Here is a 25,852-nt window from a genome sequence, read left to right as displayed (position 1 = left end):
CTACGAGGAGCGCGCCGACCAGCTCGCCATGGCCCACGCCGTGGCCGACGCGCTCTCCCGGCGGCGCTACCTCATCGCCGAGGCCGGCACCGGGACCGGCAAGACCCTCGCCTACCTCGTCCCGGCGGTGCTCTCGGGCCGCAAGGTGGTGGTCTCCACGGCGACCAAGACGCTCCAGGAGCAGATCTGGTTCAAGGACCTGCCGCTCCTGCAGCGCCACTGCGGGCTCGAGCTCTCCGCCGCCTACCTGAAGGGCCGGGCCAACTACCTCTGCCTCGCCCGCTACGAGAAGTTCGCCCGCGCGCCCACCTTCCCCGCGCGCGAGGAGGCGGCCCACTGGCCCATCATCGCCGCCTGGGCGCGGCGCACCGAGACCGGCGATCGGAGCGAGCTCGACCTCCCCGACCAGTACGGCGCCTGGCGCGAGCTCTCCGCCACCGGCGAGACCTGCCTCGGCCGCGACTGCGACCGCTATGAGGACTGCTTCGTCACCCGCGCCCGCGCCCTCGCCGGCCAGGCCGACGTGGTGCTCGTGAACCACCACCTCTTCTTCGCCGATCTCGCCATGCGGACCTCGCGCGCCGGCGTGGAGGTGCTCCCGGCCTACGACGCGGTGGTCTTCGACGAGGCGCACGCGCTCGAGGAGACCGCCACCGAGTACTTCGGGCTGCAGGTCTCCTCCTATCGCGTGGAGGAGCTCTGCCGGGACGCCGGCCGCGCCGTCGGCGACCGGCCCGACCTCGCGGCGATGATGAAGGAGCAGACCGCCGGCATCCTGCACGCCGGCGAGCGGTTCTTCGCCGCGCTCGCCGAGCGGCTCCGGGCCGCCGGCGGCCGCGCCCAGCGCGCCTTCCCGGCCCGCGGCCGCGCCGGCGCCCGCCCGGAGGAGGACCTGCGCGTCCCGCTCTCGGAGGCCATCCTGGAGCCGCTCGCGGGCGAGCAGCAGCGGCTCGACGGCGCGCTCGAGGAGCTCCGGGGGCTCCTCGCCGAGGCCGAGGCGCCGGCGCTGGTGCAGCTGGCCCGGCGGGCGGCCGAGCTGCGGGTCGAGCTCGGGGCGGTCACCGCGCTCAACGAGCGGAGCCGGGTCTACTTCGGCGAGCTGCGCGGCCGCGGCGCCTTCCTGCGCGCCGCCCCCATCGACGTGGCCGAGGAGCTGGTGGACCGGCTCTACCGGCGGGTGGACACCGTGGTCTTCACGAGCGCCACCCTGGCGGCCCAGGGGCGGTTCGACTTCTTCCGCCGGCAGGTGGGGCTCGCGCCCGAGTTCGAGGTGGAGGAGGCGCGCTACCCCGGGCCGTTCGACTACCGGCGGCAGGCGGCGCTGGTGGTGCCGCAGGACCTGCCGGAGCCGGCGAGCCCGGCCTTCGGCGAGGCCTCGGCGCGCGCCATCGAGGAGCTCACCGCCATCACCGGCGGGAGGGCCTTCGTGCTCTGCACCAGCTCGCGCGCCATGCGCCAGCTCCGCGAGGCCTGCCGGCACCTGCCGTACCGGCTGCTCCTGCAGGGCGAGCTGCCCAAGCACCGGCTGGTGGCGCAGTTCCGCGCCGAGCCCTCGGTGCTCTTCGCCACCCAGAGCTTCTGGGAGGGCGTGGACGTGCCCGGGGAGGCGCTGTCGCTCGTGGTCATCGACAAGCTCCCCTTCGCGCCGCCGGGCGACCCGGTGGTGCAGGCGCGGCTCGAGGCGCTGGCGCAGGAGGGGCGCGACGGCTTCTCGGAGCTGCAGGTGCCGGCGGCCGCGCTCTCGCTGCGGCAGGGGTTCGGCCGGCTCATCCGCAGCGCCGCCGACCGCGGCATCGTCGCCATCCTCGACCGGCGGCTGCTCACCAAGGGCTACGGCCGGTCCTTCCTGGCCTCGCTGCCGCCGGCGCCGCTCCTGCGCACCATCGCCGACGCCCGGCGCTGGTGGGAGGCGGGGTAGCGGCTACGGGTGCGCCCGCTGCCCGCGGGGACGCAGCGTCTCGACCTGCGCCAGCTCCGCGTCGGCCTCGAGCAGCGGCAGGCGGACCGTGAACGTGGTGCCCACGTCCACCTCGCTCTCGACGTCGATGGAGCCGCCGTGCGCCAGCACGATGTTCCGCGCCAGCGAGAGGCCGAGGCCGGTGCCCTGGCCGGCCGGCTTGGTGGTGAAGAACGGCTCGAAGAGCCGCTTCAGGTGCTGCGGCGCGATCCCCTTGCCGGTGTCCGCGACCTGGATCACGGCCTGGCTCCCCTCGCGGCGGAGCAGGACCTCGATCCGGTTCGGCCGGACCTCGTCGCGCGCCTGGATGGCGTTCACCACGAGGTTGAGCACCACGTCCACGAGCTCGCCGCGGTGCCCGAGCACCTCGATCCCCTCGGCGAGATCGACCTTCGCCGCCGCGGCCCGGAGGTCCTGCGAGGCGGTGCGCACCACCGTGTCCACCACCTCGCCGAGCGACACCGCGGAGGCCGGCTCGCCGGCCTGGTCGCGCCGGGCCGCCGAGCGGAGGGTGGACACCACCTGCCGGATCCGCTCCATCCCCTGCAGGCTCTCCGTCACCGCGCTCGCCGCCTCGCGCCGCGCGAAGACCATCTCCGGCCGCTGCAGCACCAGGCTGGCGCGCTCGGCGGCCCCGGCGGCGAGGCTCGCCTCGGCCAGCTCGGCGAGGCCGCTCTCGTAGGCCCCGAGGTAGCGCCCGAGCTCCTCCAGGTTGGAGGTGACGAAGGCGGTCGGGTTGTTGATCTCGTGCGCCACGCTCGACGCGAGCACGCCCACCGCCGCCAGCTTGTCGGCCTGGACGAGGCGGGTGTAGAGCCGCCGCAGCTCGCCCACGTCGCGGATCACGCGCACCAGCCGGTCGCCGGTCCGGGTGGTGGTGATCTCGAAGAGCGAGTCGAAGACGGTGTCCTCCACCTCGATGATGCCGTCGGTCTTCCCCTCGTACCAGCGGGGCGGGTGGCCCTCGAGGATCTGCGGCAGGAGCCGGCCGGCGAGCTCGTGCGGGCGCGCGCCCAGGAGCTTCGCGAAGGCCCGGTTGCAGCGGATCACCGCGCCGCCGAGGTCGCTCACCACCACCGCCTCGTGCAGGAGGTCCACCGTGGCCTCCCACTCCGAGCGGGCGCGGTCGGCGGCCTCGCTCGTGATGCGCAGCCGCTCGGCGCTGAGCTCGCGGCTGCCGTGGAGGTAGGCGGCGATGATGCCGACCGTGGCGATGATGCCGCTCTCCATGGCCCAGCGCGCCACCGTGTCGTGCGACAGCAGCGCGGGGTCGAAGCCCATGGCGACGACGTCGGCGATCACGAGCGAGGCGATGGCCCAGATCCCGACCACCGCCACCTCGATGGTGCGCGGCAGCACCGCCGCGGCGCCCACCACGCCCACCAGCACGCCGTAGCGCAGCGCGTTGCGCGGGTCGCGGTGGAGCAGCACCACCAGCACCGGCACCGAGACCACCAGGGCCGACTCGAAGCGGGCCATCCGGAGCAGCCAGGCGAGCGGGATCCGGCGGGAGAGGAAGGCGGAGTAGGCGGCGTTCAGGAGCAGCAGGCCGGCGCCGAAGCCGAGCGCCGTCCAGGGCGCGCCCTGGTTGGTGAGGAGGGTGCTCGCGAGATCGACCGCGACGAAGACCGGCACGATGAGCCACCGGAGACGCAGCATCCATTGGAGGCGGTCCCTGAGGTCCGCCTCCGCCCGCTGGTCGTCACCGCTCGTGGCCGTCGCTTCTGGCACTTGCTGGATCAAGGAACCTGCTCTCCCTATCCCCCGAGCCGGCACCCGACTGCACGTGCGGTGCCACACCCCATCGGGCGAGGCGCCGCCGGGCGGGGGCGTTCGGGTGGAGCGGAGGAACCTCGATCGAAATCAGGGGGTTGTCGAAGCCCCGTCCGGCGGCGAGGTCGGTGCCGGAGATCCGCTGTAGGGCAATGGGCGGATGGACGCGGACTGACCGGGTCCCCCTTTCGGAGGCACCATCCGGACCGCCTGGGGAACCCTTATGTGCCCGCGCTCCCAGCCGGATCGGTCACCTCCGGCACCTGCTCCGGCACCGGGCCTCGGCCGCGGGGCCTGGCGCCGCGCGCCGGCCCGGGCGACGGAGAAGGCCGCCGGCCGTCGATATCGATCCCGGGTGGCGCCCGACTCGCGACGGCCGCGGTGGCCCCTCGGGGTGGGGGACAGATCGCCCCACTCCGCCCGACACCCGCGGACCGGCCCCCACCTGATCGCCAGCGAGCGAGCGTGCGATCGGCCGGGCGACAGCACCCAGGCCCTGCGCGGAGTGGGCCAGATGCCCCAGCGAAATTGGGTCAACCCACGGCCCGATGCTAAGCTCGAAAACTGCCCACATGGTCCAGCTCAATCCGGAATCGCGCGAGCTCTCGCTGAAGGTCGTCTACTACGGCCCGGGTCTCTCCGGTAAGACGACCAACCTCCAGGCGCTCTTCCAGAAGATCGATCCCAAGGTGCGCGGGCGGCTCATGACGCTCGACACCAAGGACGACCGGACCCTGTTCTTCGACATGATGCCGGTCTTCTTCAAGAGCGCGGCCGGCGTGAAGGTGAAGATCAAGCTCTTCACGGTGCCGGGCCAGGTGATGCACGAGTCCACCCGGCGCATCGTCCTGCAGGGCTCCGACGGCGTGGCCTTCATCGCCGACGCCCGCCGCTCCGAGCAGGCGGTCACCGCCGCCTACTGGAAGGACATGCTCCGGAACCTGCAGGCGAACGGCCTCGATCCGCGCTCGCTGCCCATCGTCATCCAGGCCAACAAGTGCGACCTGCCCGACGTGCGCACCGCGCCCGAGGACTACGCCGACCTGCGCGCCCTCGCGCCGGCCCCGGTGGTCCCGGCGGTGGCCCTCCGTGGCGAGGGGGTCATCGAGACGCTGCACACGCTGCTCGCCGCGCTCTACCGCAGCCTCGACGGGCGGATCGGCCTCGCCCGCTCCTTCCGCATCGAGGAGCGCGAGTTCCTGGGCCGGATCTTCGCGCAGGTGGACCTCACCGGCACCCGCTTCACGAGGGCCGCCCCGTGAGCGCCACGCTGCCGCCGTCGGCCCTGCAGCAGGAGGTGCTGCTCGGCGACCTGCTCGACCTGCGGGCGTTCGCCGACGTCTGCCGCTCCTTCGCCGAGCTCTACCGCGTCGGCGTGAAGGTGTTCGACTCGCGCGGCGAGAAGCTCGTGGACGTGGCCGTCGGCAACGCCGACTTCTGCGGCTACCTCTGGCAGCAGCCGGAGGGGCGCGCCCGCTGCATCGCCACCGTGGGCCGGGTGAAGAACGATCCGCTGCCCGACGAGCCGGTCCCGCAGCGCTTCGACTGCTTCTCCGGCTGCCGCTACGCCGTGCTGCCGGTGCTCTACGAGGGCGACACCCTCGGCCGGATCGTCTTCGGCCCGTTCGTGCCCGACGACCTCGTCGAGCTGCCGCGGAGCCTCGCGGGGCTCTCGCCCGGCTTCGACCCCGCCCTCGCCGACCGCTACCAGCGCCAGATCCGGCGCGTGCCCAAGGCGGCCGCCGAGCGGGTGGTGAAGCACTTCGGCGACCTCCTCGACGTGCTGGTCTTCAGCGGGCACAAGAACCTGCTCACCGCCCGGCTGCACATCGAGGCGGTGCAGGAGTCCTTCCGCGAGCTGCAGGACAAGAGCCGCGCCCTCGAGGACAGCTACGAGAAGCTCAAGGAGCTCGACCGGCTCAAGTCGAACTTCCTCGCCACCGTGAGCCACGAGCTGCGGACGCCGCTCACGAGCGTCATCGGCTACTCCGAGATGATGCTCGACGGCATGGGCGGCGCGCTCACCGGCGAGCAGCGCGAGTACGTCTCCATCATCATGGAGAAGGGCGAGAACCTGCTCCACCTCATCACCTCGATCCTCGACATCACCAAGATCGAGGCCGGCCGGGTGCGGGTGCTCCTCTCCGACGTGGACCTCTCGCAGGTGCTCCGCGACGCCTGCGACACCGTCCGCCCGGCGGCGCTCAAGAAGGGGCTCACGCTCTCCTGCGAGGTGGACCCGGCCCTGCCCGAGGTCCGCTGCGACCGCGAGAAGGTGCGCCAGGCGCTCGTCAACCTGGCCTTCAACGCGGTGAAGTTCACGCCGGCCGGCGGCGCGGTGACGCTCTCGGCCCGGCCGCACGGGGCCGAGCGGGTGGCGCTCGAGGTCCGCGACACCGGCATCGGCATCGCCCCCGAGCACCTGAAGAAGATCTTCGACACCTTCTACCAGGTGGACGGCTCCTCCACCCGCGAGCACGGCGGCGTGGGGCTCGGCCTCTCGATCGTGAAGAGCTTCGCCGAGGCGCACGGGGGCGAGGTGACCGTGGCCTCCACCCCCGGCCAGGGCAGCGCCTTCACGCTGCTCCTGCCGCGCCGGGCCGAGCCGGCCGCCGCGAGCGCCGCGGCCGCCTCCGCCTCGGCGGCCAAGCTCGCCGGGTAGATGACCGAGTTCGAGCTCATCCGCCGCTTCACCGCCCCCGCGCCGAGGCGGGGCACGGGCGTGGTGCTCGGGATCGGCGACGACTGCGCCGTGCTCCGCCCGCCCCCGGGCGAGCTGCTCCTCGCCACCGTGGACGCGGTGGTCGAGGGGGTCCACTTCGACGCCCGCTTCGCGCCGGGCGACGTGGGCTGGAAGGCGCTCGCCGTGAACCTCTCCGACCTCGCCGCCATGGGCGCCCGGCCGCTCTGGGCGCTCTGCGCGCTGGCGGTGCCGGAGGGGGCCGATCCCCGCCGGCTCGCCGCGGTGGGGCGCGGCCTCGCCGCCTGCGCGCGGCGGCACGGGATCGCCCTCGCCGGCGGCAACGTCACCCGCGCCCGCGAGCTCTCCCTCACCGTCACCGCCCTCGGGAGCGCGCCCGCCGGCCGGGTGCTCCGCCGCGACGGCGCCCGCCCGGGCGACGTCCTCCTCGTCTCCGGCACCCTCGGCGACGCCGCGCTCGGCCTCGCCCCCGGGGCGGCGGCGGCGCTCGCCCGGCGGCAGCGGCGGCCCGACCCGCGCCTCGCGCTCGGCCGCGCCCTCGGGCCCCTCGCCAGCGCCTGCATCGACCTCTCCGACGGGCTGGCGCAGGACCTCGGCCACCTCTGCCGGGCCTCCGGGACCGGCGCCCGCGTGGAGCTCTCGCGCCTGCCGCTCTCGCCGGCGGCGCGGCGCGCCCTCGCCGGCGCGGCGGACCCCTTCCTCGCCCCGGCCACCGGCGGCGAGGACTACGAGCTCTGCGCGGCGGTGCCGCCGGGCCGGGTGGCGCGGGCGCTCGCGGCCGCGCGGCGCCTCCGGATCCCGCTCACGCCGGTGGGCGTCGTCACCCGCGGGCGCGCCGTGGTGCTCGAGGGGCCCTCCGGCGCCCGCTACCGGCCGGCCCGCGCCGGGCACGACCACCTCGCCCCACACCGGCGGAAGCCCGCGTTTTGACTAAACCGGGCGGAGTCGTAGGATCCGCCGCGTGAGAGAACGCCGGCTGTCGGCGCGGCCCTCGGCCCGCCAGGATGAGAGCGCACCGCACCTCGTGGCCCTGCGCGGGCGCCCCGCGCCCGCCGACCTGCGCCAGCTCGAGCCCGGCCCGGCGCCGCTCACGCTGTCGCTCCACCTCAAGATCCTGGTCTCGTACCTCATCCTCGGGACGGTGCTGGTGTTCGCGGTCCCGGCGGTCACGGCGCGCGTCCACGGCCGCCTCGGCGCCGGCGCGCTGCTCCTCGGCCTCACCCTCGCGCTCGGGCTCGGGCTGTCGCTCGCGCTCGCCCGCGTCTCCCGCCTCACCCGGCTCAAGGGCTCGGCGGTGGAGATCAGCCGCGGCGACCTCTCGCGCGCGGTGGCGGCGGAGGAGGGCGGGCTCCTGCACGACGAGATCGACGACCTCGCCCGCGCCATCCGCACCATGCAGGAGAACCTGCGCGATCTGGTGTCGCGGATCCAGCGCACCGCCCAGTCGGTGGCCGAGAGCGCCAACGGGCTGTCGGTCTCCGCCGAGGAGGTGAACGGCTCCTCCGACGAGGTGGCCCGCTCCATCGCCGAGATCGCGAGCGGCGCCGAGGAGCAGTCCCGCCTCGTGGAGCGCACCTCCAAGGTGATCGGCGAGATCGCGGCCTCCATCGAGCGCACCGCGCGGAGCGCCGAGGAGGCCGCCCGCGCCTCGGCCGAGACCTCCACCGGCGCCGCCAGCGGCGGCGAGGCGGCCCGGCTCGCCGGCGAGAAGGTGAAGAAGGTGTTCGCCCGGATCGAGGCGGCGAGCGAGCAGGTCTTCGCCTTCGGCGAGCGGACCAAGGAGATCTCCAAGATCGTCGAGGTCATCACCAGCGTGGCGCAGCAGACCAACCTGCTCGCGCTCAACGCCACCATCGAGGCCGCCCGGGCCGGCGAGTACGGGCGCGGGTTCGCGGTGGTCGCCGACGAGGTGCGCAAGCTCGCCGAGAGCGCCGGCCGGTCCGCCGAGCAGATCTCGAGCGTCGCCGCCGACATCTCCGGCCGGGCCGCCCTGGTGGTGGGCGCCATGCGCGAGTCGGTCTCGGAGCTGGGCGAGGGGCGCGAGGACGTGAACGTCATCATCCGCGCCCTCGACGACATCGCCCGCGTGGCGGCGAGCGGCGCCGACAAGGTGACCGTCATCTCCCAGGCCGCCCGCGACCAGCTGCAGGGCTCGGCCGACATGGTCCAGGCCATGGACCACATCTCCGACGTCGCCACCTCCAATGCCGCCGCCACCGACCAGGTGGGCAAGGTGATCGCCGAGCAGACCGCCGCGGTCGGCCAGATGGCGAGCGCGGCGCAGGAGCTGTCCAACCTCTCGCTCGAGCTGCAGGCCGTGGTCTCCCGGTTCCGGCTCGGCGAGCGCGCCTGACGGGGACCGCGTGTCCGGGACCGCCGCCGCGCCGGGGAAGGACGGGGCCCCGGCCGCGGCGCCGCCGCGCCAGGTGGTCTTCCGGGCCGGCGCCGAGCGCTTCGCGCTCCCGCTCGAGGCGGTGCGCGAGGTGGTGGTCCCGCGGCCGCCCTTCGCCCGGGTGCCGCGCGCGCCGGGCGCGGTGCGCGGCGCCATGAACCTGCGCGGGCGGGTGCTCGCGGTGGTGGACTTCGCCCAGCTGGTCGGCCTCCCGGAGCAGCCGTTCGCCGCCGGGCAGGGGCAGGTGCTGGTGCTCGACCGCGAGCGGCGCGGGCTCGGGCTCCTCGTGGGCGCGGTGCTCGGCGTGGAGCCGCTGGCGCCCGAGGGGGCGCGCGCCGGGCTGCTGCGCGGGGTGGCGCAGGGGACCGGCGGGGCGGTGTCGCTGGTCGATCCGGAGCTCCTCGCCGCCCAGGCGGAGGCGCTCTTCGGGGCGAGGTGACGGCGATGGCGACCCGGGTGCTCATCGTGGACGACGCGGTCTTCATGCGGACCATGATCCGCGACATCTTCACCGAGGCCGGCGGGTTCGAGGTGGTGGGCGAGGCCGGCAACGGGCTCGAGGCGATCGAGCGCTGGAAGGAGCTGCGCCCCGACGTCGCCACCATGGACATCGTCATGCCGTTCAAGAGCGGCATCGAGGCCACCCGCGAGATCGTGCGGCTCGACCCGCGCGCGGTGGTGGTGATGTGCTCCGCGCTCGGCCAGGAGTCGCTCGTGATGGAGGCCATCGAGGCGGGCGCGAGCGACTTCATCGTGAAGCCGTTCCGCGGCGACGAGGTGGTCGCGGTGGTGCGCAAGGTCCTCGGCCGCGCGTGAGCGAGCTCTCGAAATACCTCGGCCTCTTCGTCTCCGAGGCCCAGGCCCACCTCTCCCGGCTGGGCGACGGGCTGGTCCGGCTCGAGCGGGCCGGCCGGGACGGCGGCGAGGCCGCGGCGCCGCTCGTGGACGCGCTCTTCCGCCACGCCCACAGCCTGAAGGGCATGGCCGCCTCGATGGAGCTCACCGGCGTCGCCGCGGTGGCCCACCACGCCGAGGACCTGGTGGACGCGCTCCGGCGCGGCGGCGCGCCGGCCGATCCCGCCGCGGTGGACCTGCTCCTCGCGGCCGTGGACGCCCTGCAGGGCATGGTGGAGGACGCGTCCCGCGGCGAGAGCCCGCCCGCCGATCCGGTGATCACCGACCGGCTGCTCGAGGCCGCGCGCGCCTGGCGCGCCGCGCACCCGCCGGTCCTGCCGCTCACGCCGTCCGTCCCCGCACCGAAGCTCCCCCTCCCCGAGGTCCCCCCGAAGCCCACCCTCTCCACCGAAGGTGGGGAGGGCCGGGGAGGGGCGACCGTCGCGCCGCCGAAGCCCTCGCTCGCCGCCGGCCCCCGCCGCCTCGCCGTCACCGTCGAGATCGCCCCCGCGAGCCCGGTCCCGTCGGTCCGCGGCTTCCTCGTCCTCAAGAAGCTCTCGCTCCTGGGCGCGGTGGTCCGCGCCGCCCCCGACGCCGCCGACCTCAAGGCCGGCCGCATCCCCGACCGGCGGCTCGAGGTCGAGCTCGACACCCCGGAGCCGCCGCAGGCCGTCGAGCGGGCCCTCTCGCAGATCTCCGACCTCGCCCACGTGCGGGTGGCGGAGCTCGCGCCGCCGCCGCCCGAGCCCGCCCCGGCGCCCCGCGCCGACCCCGCGCCGGAGGGGCGCACCGTCCGCGTCCGCACCGACCTCCTCGACGGCTTCATCGACTCGGTCGGCGAGCTCATCCTCGCGAACGCGCACCTGCGCGAGGTGGGCAAGCTCGTCCCCGAGTCGCTCCGCCCCGCCTTCGACGAGGGGCTCGACCGGCTCCACGCCACGGTGAAGGACCTGCACGACCGGGTGATGGCGGTCCGCATGGCGCCGCTCGCGCTCGCCACCGAGCGGCTGCCGCGCGCCGCCCGCGACCTCGCCCGTCGCACCGGCAAGTCGGTCGAGGTGGAGGTGAAGGACGCCGGCATCGAGATCGACCGCGCCATCCTCGAGGAGCTGGCCGAGCCGCTCCTGCACGTGCTGCGCAACGCGGTGGACCACGGCCTCGAGCCGCCGCACCTGCGGCTCCTCGCCGGGAAGCCGGAGGCGGGGCGGATCACCGTGGCGGCGCGCCGCGAGCGCGACCGGGTCATCGTGGAGATCGCCGACGACGGCAAGGGGATGGACCCGGCGAAGCTCCGGGCCGCCGCCGTGGCCCGGGGCGCCGTCGCCGCCGCCGAGGCGGCCGCGCTCGACGACGCCGCGGCGCTGCGGCTGGCGCTCCTCCCCGGCGTCTCCACCGCCGAGGTCGTCACCGACGTCTCCGGCCGCGGCGTCGGCATGGACGCGGTGGCGCGCGCGGTCGAGGCGGTGGGCGGCGCCATCGAGGTGTCGAGCGCCCCCGGCCGCGGCGCCCGCGTCACCCTGCGCCTGCCGCTCACGGTGGCGGTCCAGCCGGTGCTCCTCGTGCAGGTGGCGGGCGAGGTGCTCGGGATCCCCATCGCCAAGGTCCACGGCGCGGCGCAGGTGGAGGTGGCCGCGCTCGACCAGGCCCAGGGCGGCCCGGTGCTGCCCTACGACGGCCGGCTCGTCCCGGTCCACGACCTGCGCCGGCTGCTCGGGTTCCCCGGCGAGGGCGCCCCGCGGGTGCAGTCGGTGGTGGTGGCCGACGGCGAGCAGGCCCGGGTCGGCCTCGCGGTGGACGCGCTGCTCGGCCAGGCCGAGGCGGTGCTGAAGCCGCTCTCGCGCCCGCTCGACCTCGTCGCCGGCCTCTCGGCCGTGACCGTGCTCGGCACCGGCCGGCCGGTCTTCATCCTCGACGTCCCGAGGCTCCTCGCGGCATGAGCCCCCCTGACCTCGGCCCCCGCGCGGTGGACGCGCTCCAGGAGGTGGCCACCATCGGCACCGGCCACGCGCTCACCGCGCTCGGGCGGCTCCTGGCGCGGCGGCTCGACATGGACGTGCCGGAGGCCTGGGTGGGGCAGGGCGGGGAGCTGGCCGCCGAGCTCCTCTCGGCGCTGGGCGAACGGCTCCTCACGGTGGCGGTGCGGCTCGAGGGGCTCCTCGCGGGCGAGCTCGTGCTGGCGCTGCCGGAGGCGTCGGCGGCCCGGCTCGCCACCGCGCTCGGGCGCCCCGCCGGCGAGGGGGCCTTCGACGCCGGCGCGGAGAGCGCGCTGCTCGAGTCGGGCAACATCGTGGGGAGCGCCTTCGTCTCGGCCATCGCGCGGATGCTGCGGGGCCGGCTGCTCCTGTCGGTGCCGCGGCTCGCCCGCGGCGGCGCGCGGGAGTGCCTGGGCGCGCTCGCGCCGGGGGAGGGCGCCCCGGTGGCCCTCGCCACCCGCTTCGGCTGCGCGGCGCTGGGGCTCGAGGGGCTGGTGCTGGTGCTGCCGGAGGCGGCGCCGATCGAGCCCCTGCTCGCGCAGCTGCGCGCTTGCTGCTAGATCCCTCCCCGACATGGACGAAAAGTCACTGCGAGACCTCCTCGGGCGGGTGCGCCAGGGCGACGCCGGCGTGGACGAGGCGGTCGCCGCCCTGAAGGGCGCGCCCTTCGAGGAGCTCGGCGGCTTCGCCACCCTCGACACCCACCGCACGCTGCGCGTCGGCATGCCGGAGGTGGTCTTCGCCCAGGGCAAGACCGCCGCCCAGGTGGCGGCCATCGCCCGCAAGCTCGCCCAGCGCGGGCCGCTCCTCGTCACCCGGCTCGACGAGGAGAAGGCCGGCCCGGCGCGGCGGGCGGTGAAGGGGAGCCGCTACGACCCGGTCTCGCGCACCCTCTCGAAGGGGCGGATGAGCCTGCCGGTGCGCGGGCCGGTCGCGGTCTGCTGCGCCGGCACGAGCGACATCCCGGTCTGCGAGGAGGCGGCGGTGACGCTCGAGGTGATGGGCGTCGAGCCGGTGCGCATCTTCGACGTGGGCGTGGCCGGGCTGCACCGGCTCCTGGCGCGGCGCGGCGACCTCGACCGCTGCGTGGCGGTGATCGTGGCCGCCGGGATGGAGGGGGCGCTCGCGTCGGTGGTGGGCGGGCTCGTGGGCAAGCCGGTCATCGGGCTCCCCACCAGCGTGGGCTACGGCGCCTCGCTCGGCGGGCTCGCGCCGCTCCTCACCATGCTCAACTCCTGCGCGCCCAACGTGACGGTGGTGAACATCGACAACGGCTTCGGCGCCGGCTTCGTGGCCGGCCTCATCGCGAGGCAGGGATGACGGGCGACCTGCTCTGGCTCGAGCCGGTGGGCGGCCTCGCCGGCGACATGTTCCTCGCCGCCGCGCTCGACCTCGGCCTGCCGCGCGACGCGCTCGAGGCGGCGCTGGCCGGCCTCGGGCTGCCCGGCTTCCGGCTCGAGGTGACGCGCCGCGAGTCCTCGGGGATCGCCGGCACGCACCTCGACGTGCGCGTCGAGGGGGCGCAGCCCTCCGTGCGCGGGCTCTCCGAGATCCTGGCGCTCGTCGGCGCGAGCGGGCTCTCGCCGCGGGCGAAGGAGGCGGCCGCGGCGGTGTTCCGGCGGCTCGGCGCGGCCGAGGCCAAGGTGCACGGGGTGCCCGTCGAGCAGGTCCACTTCCACGAGGTGGGCGCGGTGGACTCGATCGTGGACGTCTGCGGCGCCGCCGCGGTCCTGGAGCTCCTCGGCTGGCCGCGCGTGATCGCGTCGCCGCCCGAGCTCGGCAAGGGGATGGTGAAGACCGCCCACGGCTTCCTCCCGGTGCCGCCGCCTGCGGTGCTCGAGCTCGTGCGCGGCCTCCCGGTCCGGCCGGGCGGCCCCCCCGGCGAGGCGGTCACGCCCACCGGCGCCGCCCTCCTCGCCACCCTCTGCGAGGTGGGCGAGCCGCCGCCCCTCGTCGCCCGCGCCGTCGGCTACGGCGTGGGCACCGCCCGCTGGCCCGACCGGCCGAACGTGCTCCGCATGACCCTCGCCGACGCGGCCCCGGGCGCGGCCGCCGGCGCTCCGGCGGGCGAGGTCTGGGAGCTCGCCTGCAACCTCGACGACGCCACCGGGCAGCTCGCGGCGCGAGCGGTGGACGAGGCGCTCGCGCGCGGCGCGCTCGACGCCTGGGTGGCGCCGGTCACCATGAAGAAGGGGCGGCCCGGGCTGGTCCTGTCGGCGCTCGCGCCGGCCGCGGCGCGGGACGAGGTCGCGCGGGCGCTCGTGCGCGAGACCACCACGCTCGGCGTCCGCATGCGCCCGGTCTCCCGGCTCGAGCTCGCGCGCGAGTGGCGCGAGGTGGAGACGATGTACGGCGCTGTGCGCGTGAAGCTCGGGCTGCTCGACGGCGCGGTGGTGCAGGCGCAGCCGGAGCACGACGACTGCCTCGCGCGCGCGCGGGAGCGCGGCGTGCCGCTCAAGGAGGTCCTCGCGGCCGCGCTGGCGGCGTGGCGTTCCGGCCGTGCGTGATAAGCTCCCCGGCCGTTCCGGAGAGGCTGGCATGGCCAAGAAGGCGACAGGCGAGGCGGTCCCCGCCGAGGCGGGCAGGAAGCCGGCCCCGCGCCGGAAGCGCCGGGCGCCGGCCGGCGCGACCGCCGCCGCCGAGGCGGCCGCGGTGCTCGAGATCCTGCTCGGCCACTCGCGCGACGTCGCCCTGGCGCGCAACGAGGAGGAGCTCACCGGCGCCACGGCGCGGGCCATCGAGCACCTCTTCTCGGGCTGCAGCTTCTGCATCCGGCTCGTCGATCCCAAGACCCTCGCCCTCACCACCCTGTACGCCCGCGGCCGGCTGAAGGCGCAGGCCCGGGAGCGGCTCGCGCTGCGCCGCGACGCGGTGCGGCTCGGCGGCCTCTCCGAGGCGGCGCTGGAGGCGGGCGGGCTCGCGGTGGTGGACCGCGACGAGCCGGTCTTCGAGGGCTGCGACCGCGCCCTCGCGGTGCCGCTCACGGCGCGCGGCGCGCTCTTCGGCGTCTTGAACCTCGAGTACGGGCCCGACGCGCCGGCGGCGGCCAGCGCCCACGAGCCCCTCCTGCTACAGGTGGCGAACCACGCCGCGCTGGCGGTGCGGAACCTGCGCGCCATCGAGGAGCTCACCTTCCTCAAGACCTACCTCGAGGACCTGATCGAGAACGCCAACGCCCTCATCCTGGTGGTGAACCGGGACCTCGAGGTGCTGGTCTTCAACCGGGCCCTGTCGCGCCTCACCGGCTACGCCCGCGAGGAGGCGCTCGGCGAGGAGCTGGTGGACTTCGTCCCCGAGGAGGAGCGGCCGCGGGTGCAGCGGGTGGTCCGCCGCACGCTGGAGGGCGAGCCGGTCACGAGCTTCGAGACGCGCATCGCCGTCCACGCCGGCGGGCAGGCGCGCGTGGCCTTCAACACCTCGCCCATCTACGGCTCGTCGGGCGAGGTGGAGGGGGTCATCGCCATCGGCCACGACCTCACCGGCCTGCGCGCCGCCGAGGCCCGCGCCGAGCAGGCGCAGAAGCTGGCCGAGTTCGGCAAGCTCGCGGCCGGCATCGTCCACGAGCTCAACAACCCGCTCACCGCCATCATCGCCTACTCCGACAACCTCGTCGGCCGCGCCGCCCTGGCCGGGCGCGAGCCGGGCGAGCTCGAGAAGCTCCGGCGCATCCACGAGGCCGGCCAGCGCATCCTCCGCTTCTCGCGCGACCTCCTCTCCTACGCGCGCCCCTCCTCCGACCGGCGCGAGCTGCTCGAGCTCGCGGTGGTGCTCGAGCAGGCCGCCGCCATGTGCGAGCCGGCGCTGCGCGAGGTGGGCGCGCGGCTCGAGCGGCGGCTGGAGCCGGTGCCGGCGGTCTGGGGCGTCCGCTCGGGCCTCATCCAGGTGTTCGTGAACCTCATCACCAACGCCGCCCACGCGCTCGCGCCGGCCGACGGCGTGGTGACCCTCGAGCTCGCCGCCGCCGGCGACCACGTGGCCGCCCGCGTCCGCGACAACGGCGCCGGGATGGAGCCCGAGGTCCGCGCCCGCATCTTCGAGCCGTTCTTCACCACCAAGCCCGACGGCCGCGGCGCCGGGCTCGGGCTCTCGATCGTGCAGGGGATCGTGCAGCGCCACGGCGGCGCCCTCTCGGTGGAGAGCGCGCCGGGCGCGGGCAGCGCCTTCACGGTGCTCCTGCCGACGCAGCCGCCGGCGTAGCGCCTACCGCGCGATCGACAGCACCGCGTAGCCCTGGAACGCCGGGAGCACGGTGGAGATGGAGTAGCCGGCCGGGTTCATCCCGATCTTCTCCTCGGCCCCCGCGGCCGACTGGAACCGGCCCCAGCGCGCGGTCCCGGCCACCTGGTGCCCGAGGAAGAGGGTCGTCCCCTGCGCCGGGCCGCTGCCCAGGGTGACGAGGTGCACGTCGAGCCGCTCCTCCACCCGCTGCAGCACGACCAGGAGCGGCGCGCGCCCGAAGGCGGAGGCGGCGCGGCGGCCCTTCCCGAGGAGCACGTTGAGCGCCTTCGCGAGCGGCTCGAGCCCCGCGGCGTCGCCGGGGGCGCGCGGGGCGGGGAGCGCCGGGAGCGCCGCCACGGTCCCCTTGCCCACCCGGGCGCCGGCCGGCTTCCCGGGCGGCAGCGGGGGCTCGGCGGGGCGCCCCGCGCCGTCCACCGCGCCGAGCGCGCCGAGCACCAGGGCGAGCCCGCCGGCCTCCACCCGCCGCGAGAGCTCCGCCGCGTCCTGCGGGGCGAGCGCCGTCGCGCCGGCGAGGACCAGCACCGCCCCCGCGGGCGCGTCCTCCACCCGGGTGACCACCGGCGCCTGCGCGTGCAGCGCGGCCAGCGCCTCGCCGGCGCGCTCCACCTGCTCCCGGTGGGCGCCGCCGCTCCAGAGGTCCGACTCGGCCGAGTAGAGCACGGCGCACTCGATGACCGGCTCGGGCCAGGCCTCGCCGTCGCGGCGCGAGAGGGCGCGCGCGAAGTGGCGCACCGACCCCAGCCCGGCCGCGGCCACCTCGAGCGGATCGGAGGCCACCACCTCCACCCCGCAGGCCGCGCCCACCGCCGCCACCCGCGCGAGCGACGCCTGCGGGAGCTGGGCGCCCACCGCCGCGCCGCAGGGGCGCCGCCCCATCACCGCGCGCAGCAGCCGGAAGGCGCCCACGCCGGTGGAGGCGCCGGGGAGCTGCGCCGGGAAGACCGCCGCGTCGAGGTGGCGCGAGGCGTGGAGCTGCGCCGGCCCGGCCGCCTCGAACTGCGCGGTCACCGCGAACGCCTTGCCGGCCGCGCGGGCGAGGTCGCGCGCGGTGCGGGCGTGCGCGGTGAGCGCCCGGTCGAGCGAGTCGGTGCGGAAGCGCCAGAAGTCGCGGCCGAAGGGGAGCTGCTCGAACCCGACCGCGCCCGGGGCCTGCGCCACCGCCTCGCGCGCCAGGGCGAGGTAGTCGAGCGGCTGGAAGTGGTCGCCGTACTCGCGGGTGAGCGCCTTCGAGAAGGCCCGCTGGCAGTCGGGGCAGAAGCCGGCGCCGAACGTCCCCTCGGCGAGCGGCGCGTCCGGGCGGTCGAGGCAGACGCCGGCGTACCCCGCGGTGAGGGCGGCGGTCACCGACTCGGCGACCCGGGCCCGGTGGCGCTCGGAGACGAGGCAGGGGCGCATCGCCGCGCGGCTCCCGGAGGGGCTCCCGTCGGCGGCGCGGCAGGCCTCGTCGAGCCCCTGCGCCCGCCCGGCCGGGACGAGCGCCAGCGCCTCGCCCACGAGCCGCGCCGGCAGCGGCTCGTCCGGGGCGGCCAGGAGCGGCTCGGCGCCGGCCGCGGCGGAGAGCCGCTGGGCCTCATCCGGGAGCGACCCCGGCGGGAGGCGATAGGGAGCGAAGTTGGAGAGGGCCATCGGCGCGGCCGCGAGCCTACGACGCCCGTGCGGTCCGGGCAATTGCGGGAGCGTGGGGAGGTGCTGACCCTTCAGACACTCGGAGGGCGAGCGATGGGCGACTTCTTCCACGGGCTGGCGCGGGCGTACGAGCAGGGCGGGCCCGGCATGTACCCGATCTCGGTGGCGCTGGTGTTCGCCCTCGCGATCATCGTCGAGCGGGTGCAGGTGCTCTTCTTCCGGGCGGCCATCGACAAGGACGCCTTCATGCTCGGCGTGAAGAAGCACGTCTTCGCCGGCGACCTCGACAAGGCGATCAGCTACTGCGCCGGCCAGAAGCGCACGCCGCTCGTGAACGTGGTGAAGGCCGGCCTGGCCCAGGTCTCGCGCGGCGAGGAGGAGGTCCAGGCGGCGATGGACGAGGCCACCCTGCGCGAGGCGCCGGTCATCGAGCGGCGCACCGGCTACCTCGCCATGATCGGCAACGTCGCCACGCTGCTCGGCCTGCTCGGCACCATCGTCGGCCTCATCCAGTGCTTCGGCGCCGTCTCGAGCGCCAACCCGGCCGACAAGGCGACCATCCTCTCGCGCGGCATCTCCGAGGCCATGAACTGCACCGCCTTCGGCCTCGCCGTCGCCATCCCCTCGCTCGTGGCCTGGTCGGTGCTGCAGGGCCGCACGCAGCGGATGATGGACGACCTCAACGAGGCGGCGGTCGGGCTCCTCAACCTCGTGGTCTCGAACCGCGACAAGCTCAAGCTCTCGCCGCCGGTGCGGGCGGTGGGGCGCGCGGCCGAGGACGGCGCGGCGGCGCACAAGGACGGCGTCGCGCACAAGGTCGGCGCGGCCCAGCCGGCGTAGCGGGGAGGGGACATGGGCGCGGCGGCGGCACCCGAGACCGGCAGGGGACGGCGGCGGAGCCTGGACGCGGTCATCAACGTCGTCCCGGCCATCGACCTCCTCTCCTGCTGCATCGCCTTCCTCCTCTTCACCGCGGTCTGGACCCAGCTCTCGCGCCTCGAGGTGCAGCCGCTCGGCGCGCCCGCGGAGGCCGCGGAGACGAAGGGCACCGTGCCGCTCACCGTGGCGCTCACCGCCCAGGGCTACCGGCTGGCGGTCGGCGAGGAGAGGCCGCTCGACATCCCGCTCGCGAGCCCGAAGGCGGGGGAGGCGCGCTACGACGTGAAGGCGCTGCAGGCCCGGCTCGGCGAGGTGAAGGCGCGCTACCCGGCGCAGAGCGCGGTCACCCTCTCGGCCGAGGACGCCGTCGCCTACCGCGACCTCGTCGAGGCCATCGACGCCTGCGTGGGGGCGGGGCTGCCCGGCGTGGCGGTCGCGTCGGCGGGGTAGGGCGCCATGGCCATCGTCCTCCCCGGCCGTCGCCCGGCGCTCCGCTTCCGCCGCTCCGGCGTGCTCGAGCGGCGCCTGCGCAAGGGCGGCCACCCGCTCGACGCCCAGCTCAACGTGGTCCCGATGGTGGACATGATGACGATGCTCGTCATCTTCCTCCTGCAGCAGTTCTCGGCCACGGGCGAGGTGCTCTACCTCCAGAAGGACATCCGGCTCCCCGACGCGCGCCACGGCGCCGCCATCGAGGCCGCCCCGGTGGTCGCCATCAGCCCGAGCCAGCTCTTCCTCGGGCCGGAGAAGCTGGGCGAGGTCCCGGCGCTGCTCGCGGAGGAGGGGCTCGCCATCCCGGCCCTCGAGGAGAAGCTGCTGGAGGAGCGGCGCCGCTGGGAGGTGGTCCACCGGAACGACCCTGACCGGGACAGGCACTGGACCGGCGCGGTGAACGTCCAGGCCGACGTCAAGGTGCCGTTCAAGCTGGTGAAACGGGTGATGTGGTCCTGCGGGCGGGCGGGCTACCACGACGTGAACTTCGCCACCGTCGAAGAGGCCGAGCGGTCGGCCGCCGCGCGCTGAGCCCGGCCGCCCGCCTTCCTTGCCACAAGCGTGACGTGCCGCTAGTATCCCGCCGCCCCGAGCAGCGGTGCGGGTGCGCCAATTCGCTCGCAAAAGCGAGCCTTTTGCTAAAAAGAGGAAGCAGCCGGTCATGAACCTTCACGCGATGCTCTCGTCCTTGACGCTTGCCGCCACCGAGGGCGGACACGGTGGCGAGGCCAACCTGATCCTGCCGGACCTCCGGTCGGTCACCTTCCTCGGCCTGACCGGCTGGTCGCTGCTCGCGACCGGCATCGTGGTGTCGCTGGCCGGCCTGGCCTTCGGCCTCGCGATCTCGAACCAGCTCAAGAACCTGCCCGTGCACCGGTCGATGCGCGAGGTCTCCGAGCTGATCTACGAGACCTGCAAGACCTACCTGCTCACGCAGGCCAAGTTCATCGCGGTGCTCTGGGCCTTCATCGCCCTCATCATGGTGGCCTACTTCGGCTACTTCCAGGGCTTCGGCGCGCTCAAGCTCGCCATCATCCTGGTCTTCAGCCTGGTGGGCATCGCCGGGTCGGCCGGCGTGGCCTGGTTCGGCATCCGCGTCAACACCTACGCCAACAGCCGCGCCGCCTTCGCCTCCCTGCGCGGCAAGCCCTTCCCCACCTACGCCATCCCGCTCAAGGCGGGCATGAGCATCGGCACCATGCTGATCAGCACCGAGCTGCTGATCATGCTCTTCATCCTCCTCTTCGTCCCGAGCGACCTCGCCGGCTCCTGCTTCATCGGCTTCGCCATCGGCGAGTCGCTGGGCGCCTCGGCGCTGCGCATCGCTGGCGGCATCTTCACCAAGATCGCCGACATCGGCTCGGACCTGATGAAGATCGTCTTCAAGATCAAGGAGGACGACGCCCGCAACCCCGGCGTGATCGCCGACTGCACCGGCGACAACGCGGGCGACTCGGTCGGCCCGTCGGCCGACGGCTTCGAGACCTACGGCGTCACCGGCGTGGCGCTCATCTCGTTCATCCTGCTGGCCGTCCCGCAGCCGGAGACGCAGGTGAAGCTGCTCGTATGGATCTTCGCGATGCGCATCATGATGGTCATCGCGAGCGTCATCTCCTACTTCGCCAACGAGGCCTGGGCCAAGGGCAAGTACGGCAACGCGCAGGCGATGAACTTCGAGGTCCCGCTCACCACCCTGGTGTGGCTCACCTCCTTCGTCTCGGTGGGGCTGACCTTCGTCGTCTCCTACCTCCTCATCCCCGACCTCGGCGACGGCAGCCTCTGGTGGAAGCTCTCCGCCATCATCACCTGCGGCACGCTCGCGGGCGCCATCATCCCCGAGGTCATCAAGGTCTTCACCTCCACCAACTCGGGCCACGTCCGTGAGGTCGTCACCGCCTCCAAGGAGGGCGGCGCCTCCCTCAACGTCCTCGCGGGCCTCACCGCCGGCAACTTCTCCGGCTTCTGGATGGGCCTCGTGATCGTGGCCCTGATGGGCGCGGCCTACGGCGTCTCCACCCTCGGGGTCGGCGCGCTGATGCTCGCCCCGGCCGTGTTCGCCTTCGGCCTGGTGGCCTTCGGCTTCCTCGGCATGGGCCCGGTCACCATCGCGGTGGACAGCTACGGGCCGGTGACCGACAACGCGCAGTCGGTCTACGAGCTCTCCCTCATCGAGAACGTCCCGAACGTCGAGGCGGAGGTGAAGCGCGACTTCGGCTTCGACCTCGACTTCGAGAAGGGCAAGCACTACCTCGAGGAGAACGACGGCGCCGGCAACACCTTCAAGGCGACCGCCAAGCCGGTGCTCATCGGCACCGCGGTGGTGGGCGCCACCACGATGATCTTCTCGATCATCATGGCCCTCACCAACGGGCTCAAGGACAACATGGACAAGCTGTCCATGCTCCACCCGCCCTTCCTGCTCGGGCTCATCACCGGCGGCGCGGTGATCTACTGGTTCTCCGGCGCCTCCACGCAGGCCGTCTCCACCGGCGCCTACCGCGCGGTCGAGTTCATCAAGGCCAACATCAAGCTCGAGGGGGCCGAGAAGGCCTCGGTGGAGGACTCGAAGAAGGTCGTCGAGATCTGCACCCAGTACGCGCAGAAGGGCATGTTCAACATCTTCCTGGTGGTCTTCTTCGCCACCCTGTCCTTCGCGTTCCTCGAGGAGTACTTCTTCATCGGCTACCTCATCTCCATCGCGCTCTTCGGCCTCTACCAGGCGATCTTCATGGCCAACGCCGGCGGCGCCTGGGACAACGCGAAGAAGGTGGTCGAGGTGGAGCTCAAGGCCAAGGGCACGGCGCTGCACGACGCCTGCGTGGTCGGCGACACCGTCGGCGACCCCTTCAAGGACACCTCCTCGGTGGCCATGAACCCCATCATCAAGTTCACGACGCTCTTCGGCCTCCTCGCCGTCGAGCTCGCGATCAAGGTCCCGGGCGAGGTCCGCTACGGCGCCTTCGCCGCGCTGCTCGCGGTGGCCCTGGTGTTCGTGTGGCGGTCGTTCTACGGCATGCGGATCAAGTCGGGCGTCGAGGCCGCCGCGGCCGCGCACTCCGAGGCCGCCTAGCCGCGCATGTCGAAGGAGGTCCCAGGCCGCTCGGCCCAGGAGCTCCGGGCGCTGCTCGCGCAGGCGAGCGGCGCCCTCAAGGTCTTCCCTCTCCACGGCGTGGCCGTCCTCCCCGGGACGCCCACGCCGTTTCACATCTTCGAGCCGCGCTACCGCGAGCTGACCCGGGCCGCGCTCTTCGGCGACCGGCTGCTCGCGGTGGCCAACCTGGAGCAGCCGGGCACGGAGCTCGACCCGCGCCCGTCGCTCCGCGCCATCGCCGGGGCCTGCGTCATCGAGGAGGACGAGCTCCTCGACGACGGCCGCTACGACCTCCTCACCCGCGGGCTCGCCCGCGTGCGGCTCCTCGAGGAGCTCGAGACCGGCCGCCCCTACCGCGAGTTCCGGGTGCAGGTGCTCGACGACGTGCTCCCCGCCGGCGGCGCCGTCGCGCTGCGCGGCGAGGTGACGGCGCTCGAGCAGTGCGTCCTCGAGCTCGCCTCGCTCCTCCCGCCGGAGTCCGGCGCGGCCCAGCTGGCCGAGGCGGCCGCGGGGCTGGCGCACCACCCCGGCGCCCTCGCCGACCTCGTCGCCGCCGCGGTGGTGAGCGAGGCCGCCGCCCGGGTGCGGGTGCTGGAGGAGCTGCGGGTGGAGCGGCGCCTCGAGCTCGTCACCCAGGAGGTGGCGAGCGTGATCCTGATGCTGTCGCGCGGCCGGAGCCCGTCGGCGTAGCGCCGCCTCGCCGATGCTCCGCGCCACCCTCGTCGCGCTCCTCTGGCTGCCGGCGCTCCTCGGGCTCGGCACGCTCGTGCCGGCGGCGGCGCCGCCGCCCTTGCGGGCGCCGCTGCGGGGGCTCTTCGGCCTCGCGGTGCTCGGCGGCGCGGCGCTGCTCCTGAACCTCGCCGTCCCCCTCGGCCCCGGGCTCTCCCTCGCGGCGCTCGGCCTCGGCTACGTGCTGCTGGCGTGGCGCCTCCGGCCGCTCGCGGAGGGGGTGGCTTGGTGGGAGCCGGCCGGCGTCGCCGCGGCCACGGCGCTGCTGGCGGCCGTGAGCCGGCCGGCCGGCGCCCACTACGACACCGGCCTCTACCACCTGCAGCTCGTGAAGTGGGCGCTCGCCTCCCGCCTGCTCCCCGGGCTCGCGCTCGTCCACCACCGCTTCGGCACCGCCTCGCTCTGGCCGCAGCTCTGCGCGCTGCTCGAGCTCCCCGGGGTCGGCGCCGGCGAGAGCGCCGCCTTCGCCGCCCTCCTGCCCGCGGCCCTGGCGGCCTGGGTCGCGCTCGCCGCGCTCCGGCTCACGGCCGGCCCGGCCCGCCTCGGCGCGCTCGCGCTCGCGGGCGCCCCGCTCGCCGTCGCGGCCCAGCCGTGGGAGCTCGGCGGGCTCGGCCCCGACCTCGCGCTCGCGATCCTCGCCTACCTCGCGCTGGCGCTCTGGGCGCTCGCGCTCACCGCCCGCGACGAGGCCGGCTGGGCCGGCCCGGCGGCGCTCTTCCTCGCCGCGGCCGCGGTAGCGGTGAAGCTCTCGGCGGCGGCGGTGCTCGCCGCCTCGCTGGCGCTCGCGGCCCTCCGCTGGCGCGCCGCCCCCCGGCGCGCCTGGGCCGGCGCGGCGCTCGCCGGGGCGGCGCTGCTCGGGCTCTGGGCCGCGCGGAGCGTCGTCGCCTCGGGCTGCCTCCTCTACCCGGCCCCCGCGAGCTGCCTGCCCGTGCCCTGGCGCGTGCCCGACGCGATCGCCGGCGACCTCTCCGCCTGGACCCGCTCCTGGGCGCGCGCCCCCGGGCACCCGCCGGACGAGGTGCTCTCGAGCTGGGACTGGCTCGGGCCGTGGGCGGCGCGGATGGCGGCCGATCCGGCGCTCCGGCTCCTCGGCCTGTCGCTCCTGTCCGGCCTCGCGCTCGGCGCCAGTCGCCGCCGCCGGCCCTCTGCCGGGGTCGTCGCCGCCTGGGCGGCGGCGCTCGCGGCGGTGGCGTTCTGGTTCGCGACCGCGCCCGACCCGCGCTTCGGCCTCGGCCCGCTCGCCGCGGCGGCGGTCCTCCCGCTCGCATGGGGGCTGGCGCCGCTGCTCGAGCGGCGCGCCGCCCGCGCCGCTGCCCTCGCCGGCTGGGTGGCCGCCGTGGGGGGGCTCTGCGCGGTGCAGGTCTCGCGGATCGGCCCCGACCGGCTGCCGGCCGAGGGCTGGCAGCCGTTGCCGGCGCCGGCGCTCCTCGACCGGACCACCCGGTCCGGCCTCCAGGTCACCGCGCCCCTCCAGGGCGATCAGTGCTGGGACGCCCCGCTCCTCTGCACGCCCACCCCGAGCCCGGCGCTCGAGTGGCGCGGCCGCTGGTTCGCGCTCGCGCGCTGACCCGCGTCGCTCGCCGCGGCTGCGGGACGGGCGTCCCGGCCAGCCCGCTCAGCGGGCGAGCCGGATCCGCGCCTTCCCGAAGAAGGCCGCGTAGCTCCCGTCCTTGTAGCGGTGGAAGAAGGGCGAGTCGCTCGCCTCGTCCACCGCGTCCTCGAACCAGGAGAGCGAGCGGGGCGGGTCCTGGAGCGGCGGCACGTCGCAGACCGCCGGGCAGCGGGCGAGGAGGTCGTACCGCGCCAGGAGCTGCGCGTCGTGGCGCGCGGCGCGGCCGGAGGCGAGGTCGTCGAGGGCGACGCGCAGGGCGGAGCCGGGGAGCAGGGCGAGGAGCGCCGTCGCGGCGAGGGCCGCGGGGGCGAGCGCGGGCGCGGGCCGGGGCGGCTCGGCGCGGCGGCCGGCCCGGGCGCCCGCGCAGGCGGCCACGAAGAGCAGGCTCCCCGCGAAGAGCGCGTGGGCCAGGTTGAGCGTGTGCGGCTCGAGGGTGCCGCCCCCGTAGAACGGCAGGAACAGGGTGCCGCTGAGGGCCGCCGCCAGCACGGCCGCCGCGAGCGCCGGGTGGGGGAGCGTCCAGCCCCGGTCGGCGCGGGCGGCCCGCGCCGCGGCGAGCGCCAGCGCGAGCGCGGCCGGCAGGAGCGGCGAGCCGAGCCACCGGAGCCCGTGGCGCCCCGCCGCGGCCAGCGCCGGCGAGAGCGCGGCGAGGACGTGGCGGCCGCCGGCCGGGGCCGCCGACTGGAGGCGCGCCAGCGTGCCCGGCGCGAGGAGGTTCAGGGCGGCGCCCGCCGCCGCCGCGACGAGCAGGACGGCGAGGTGCGCCCCGGGCCGCCGCCGGGCGAAGGCCGCCGCCAGCAGCGCCGCCGCGCCCCCGGCGAGCAGGAGCCCGAGCACCTCGTTCGCCCCCGCCGCGAGCACCGCCAGCGCGGCCGCGGCGGCGGCCCAGGCGCCACCCCGGAGCCCGCGCCCGGCGCCGCAGCGGAGCGCGGCCCCGAGGGCGCCCATCGCGAGCCCCTCGCCCGTCGCGTAGCAGACGGCGCCGTTCATCCAGTAGAGGCCGGTCGCGGTCGAGGGCATCCCCGCGAGGTGCAGCGCCGTCAGCCCGAGGGCGAGCGCCCACGGCGCCGCCCGGCCCGCCGAGCGCGGCGCGAGCGCGCCCGCGAGGAGCCAGGCGCCGGCCGTGAAGGGGACGAGGTCGAGGAAGATCGCGAGCCGCCAGCCCGAGAGCGAGCGGGCGGCGAGCGGCGAAGCCGAGACGAGGTAGAGCGAGGTGAACCGCCCGGTCCAGGCGTGGAGCCAGCGGTCCATCGAGGCGAGGACGCCGCCGTCCATCGCCGAGACCGCGAAGACCCAGTCGTCGTTCTGCGGGTGCGCGTCGGCGTAGAGGAGGAGGAAGGGGACGAGCGCGACGAGCGAGAGGGCGATCGCGGCGCCGGCGAGGGCGCCGGGGCGCCGCGCCGCCGCCCCCTCCGCGCGCGGGGGCGGGCCGGGGAGGGGCGGGCAGGCGGAGTCGCGCGTCGAGGTCATCGCGGCGCGATGCTACCTCACGCG

At 75.5% G+C, this 25,852-nt stretch carries 21 protein-coding genes; 18 read left to right on the top strand and 3 right to left on the bottom strand.

Features of this window, described 5'->3' with window-relative positions; all coding sequences use genetic code 11:
* Nucleotides 1–28 precede the first annotated feature (28 nt).
* Complete coding sequence (locus AMPC_RS14305; RefSeq protein ID WP_404800654.1) at nt 29–1,918, top strand: ATP-dependent DNA helicase; 1,890 nt, start codon at nt 29–31, stop codon at nt 1,916–1,918.
* Between the two features lie 3 nt (nt 1,919–1,921).
* On the opposite strand, the gene AMPC_RS14300 is transcribed toward AMPC_RS14305, so the two are convergent.
* Nucleotides 1,922–3,616 carry a sensor histidine kinase gene (locus AMPC_RS14300; protein ID WP_248341956.1) on the bottom strand — a complete coding sequence of 565 codons (1,695 nt, stop codon included), beginning with the start codon at nt 3,614–3,616 and terminating at the stop codon, nt 1,922–1,924.
* 686 nt (nt 3,617–4,302) lie between these two features.
* Here AMPC_RS14300 and AMPC_RS14295 point away from each other — a divergent pair.
* The 11 genes from AMPC_RS14295 to AMPC_RS14245 are packed head-to-tail and all read left to right on the top strand — an operon-like array spanning nt 4,303 to nt 15,887.
* A complete protein-coding gene (locus AMPC_RS14295; RefSeq protein ID WP_248341955.1) occupies nt 4,303–4,992 on the top strand; it encodes a GTP-binding protein in 690 nt (229 codons plus the stop codon).
* Nucleotides 4,989–6,392 carry an ATP-binding protein gene (locus AMPC_RS14290; RefSeq protein ID WP_248341954.1) on the top strand — a complete coding sequence of 468 codons (1,404 nt, stop codon included), beginning with the start codon at nt 4,989–4,991 and terminating at the stop codon, nt 6,390–6,392. The genes AMPC_RS14295 and AMPC_RS14290 overlap by 4 nt, the downstream gene beginning before the upstream one ends.
* Nucleotides 6,393–7,361, top strand: coding sequence for a thiamine-phosphate kinase (gene thiL, locus AMPC_RS14285; protein WP_248341953.1), 969 nt, complete (start codon nt 6,393–6,395; stop codon nt 7,359–7,361). It begins immediately after the preceding gene.
* A 31-nt stretch (nt 7,362–7,392) separates the two neighbouring features.
* Nucleotides 7,393–8,784 carry a methyl-accepting chemotaxis protein gene (locus AMPC_RS14280; protein WP_404800618.1) on the top strand — a complete coding sequence of 464 codons (1,392 nt, stop codon included), beginning with the start codon at nt 7,393–7,395 and terminating at the stop codon, nt 8,782–8,784.
* Nucleotides 8,785–8,794: 10 nt separating this feature from the next.
* Complete coding sequence (locus AMPC_RS14275; protein WP_248341952.1) at nt 8,795–9,262, top strand: chemotaxis protein CheW; 468 nt, start codon at nt 8,795–8,797, stop codon at nt 9,260–9,262.
* A 5-nt stretch (nt 9,263–9,267) separates the two neighbouring features.
* Nucleotides 9,268–9,639 carry a response regulator gene (locus AMPC_RS14270; RefSeq protein WP_248341951.1) on the top strand — a complete coding sequence of 124 codons (372 nt, stop codon included), beginning with the start codon at nt 9,268–9,270 and terminating at the stop codon, nt 9,637–9,639.
* Nucleotides 9,636–11,654 carry a chemotaxis protein CheA gene (locus AMPC_RS14265; RefSeq protein ID WP_248341950.1) on the top strand — a complete coding sequence of 673 codons (2,019 nt, stop codon included), beginning with the start codon at nt 9,636–9,638 and terminating at the stop codon, nt 11,652–11,654. The genes AMPC_RS14270 and AMPC_RS14265 overlap by 4 nt, the downstream gene beginning before the upstream one ends.
* Nucleotides 11,651–12,250, top strand: coding sequence for a chemotaxis protein CheC (locus tag AMPC_RS14260; RefSeq protein WP_248341949.1), 600 nt, complete (start codon nt 11,651–11,653; stop codon nt 12,248–12,250). The genes AMPC_RS14265 and AMPC_RS14260 overlap by 4 nt, the downstream gene beginning before the upstream one ends.
* Before the next feature lie 13 nt (nt 12,251–12,263).
* A complete protein-coding gene (larB, locus tag AMPC_RS14255; RefSeq protein WP_248341948.1) occupies nt 12,264–13,010 on the top strand; it encodes a nickel pincer cofactor biosynthesis protein LarB in 747 nt (248 codons plus the stop codon).
* Nucleotides 13,007–14,197 (top strand): nickel pincer cofactor biosynthesis protein LarC, encoded by a 1,191-nt coding sequence (gene larC / locus AMPC_RS14250; protein ID WP_248341947.1) that lies wholly within the window; start codon nt 13,007–13,009, stop codon nt 14,195–14,197. Before larB ends, larC begins: the two co-directional genes overlap by 4 nt.
* A 31-nt stretch (nt 14,198–14,228) precedes the next feature.
* Nucleotides 14,229–15,887, top strand: a complete 1,659-nt coding sequence (locus tag AMPC_RS14245; RefSeq protein WP_248341946.1) for an ATP-binding protein — start codon at nt 14,229–14,231, stop codon at nt 15,885–15,887.
* A gap of 3 nt (nt 15,888–15,890) precedes the next feature.
* Here AMPC_RS14245 and AMPC_RS14240 read toward each other — a convergent pair whose 3' ends face one another.
* Nucleotides 15,891–17,555 (bottom strand): type 1 glutamine amidotransferase family protein, encoded by a 1,665-nt coding sequence (locus tag AMPC_RS14240; RefSeq protein WP_248341945.1) that lies wholly within the window; start codon nt 17,553–17,555, stop codon nt 15,891–15,893.
* A 93-nt stretch (nt 17,556–17,648) separates the two neighbouring features.
* Between AMPC_RS14240 and AMPC_RS14235 the strand changes: the two genes are divergently transcribed.
* The 6 genes from AMPC_RS14235 to AMPC_RS14210 all read left to right on the top strand — a co-directional run bounded on the left by AMPC_RS14235 (nt 17,649) and on the right by AMPC_RS14210 (nt 24,313).
* Nucleotides 17,649–18,395: a MotA/TolQ/ExbB proton channel family protein gene (locus AMPC_RS14235; RefSeq protein WP_248341944.1), complete on the top strand. Its 747-nt coding sequence runs from the start codon at nt 17,649–17,651 to the stop codon at nt 18,393–18,395.
* A 12-nt stretch (nt 18,396–18,407) separates the two neighbouring features.
* Complete coding sequence (locus AMPC_RS14230; RefSeq protein WP_248341943.1) at nt 18,408–18,884, top strand: ExbD/TolR family protein; 477 nt, start codon at nt 18,408–18,410, stop codon at nt 18,882–18,884.
* Nucleotides 18,885–18,890: 6 nt separating this feature from the next.
* Nucleotides 18,891–19,457, top strand: a complete 567-nt coding sequence (locus AMPC_RS14225; protein WP_248341942.1) for an ExbD/TolR family protein — start codon at nt 18,891–18,893, stop codon at nt 19,455–19,457.
* Between the two features lie 130 nt (nt 19,458–19,587).
* Nucleotides 19,588–21,996 carry a sodium-translocating pyrophosphatase gene (locus tag AMPC_RS14220; RefSeq protein WP_248341941.1) on the top strand — a complete coding sequence of 803 codons (2,409 nt, stop codon included), beginning with the start codon at nt 19,588–19,590 and terminating at the stop codon, nt 21,994–21,996.
* 6 nt (nt 21,997–22,002) lie between these two features.
* Nucleotides 22,003–22,707, top strand: coding sequence for an LON peptidase substrate-binding domain-containing protein (locus AMPC_RS14215; RefSeq protein WP_248341940.1), 705 nt, complete (start codon nt 22,003–22,005; stop codon nt 22,705–22,707).
* Between the two features lie 13 nt (nt 22,708–22,720).
* The gene (locus AMPC_RS14210) at nt 22,721–24,313 is read left to right on the top strand and encodes an LIC_10190 family membrane protein (RefSeq protein ID WP_248341939.1); all 1,593 of its coding nucleotides are present in this window, start codon (nt 22,721–22,723) and stop codon (nt 24,311–24,313) included.
* Nucleotides 24,314–24,361: 48 nt separating this feature from the next.
* On the opposite strand, the gene AMPC_RS14205 is transcribed toward AMPC_RS14210, so the two are convergent.
* A complete protein-coding gene (locus tag AMPC_RS14205; RefSeq protein WP_248341938.1) occupies nt 24,362–25,828 on the bottom strand; it encodes a hypothetical protein in 1,467 nt (488 codons plus the stop codon).
* Nucleotides 25,829–25,852: the final 24 nt, after the last annotated feature.

It is taken from the genome of Anaeromyxobacter paludicola (assembly GCF_023169965.1).
GTDB lineage: Bacteria > Myxococcota > Myxococcia > Myxococcales > Anaeromyxobacteraceae > Anaeromyxobacter_B > Anaeromyxobacter_B paludicola.
This window is presented reverse-complemented; position numbering and strand designations above follow the sequence as displayed.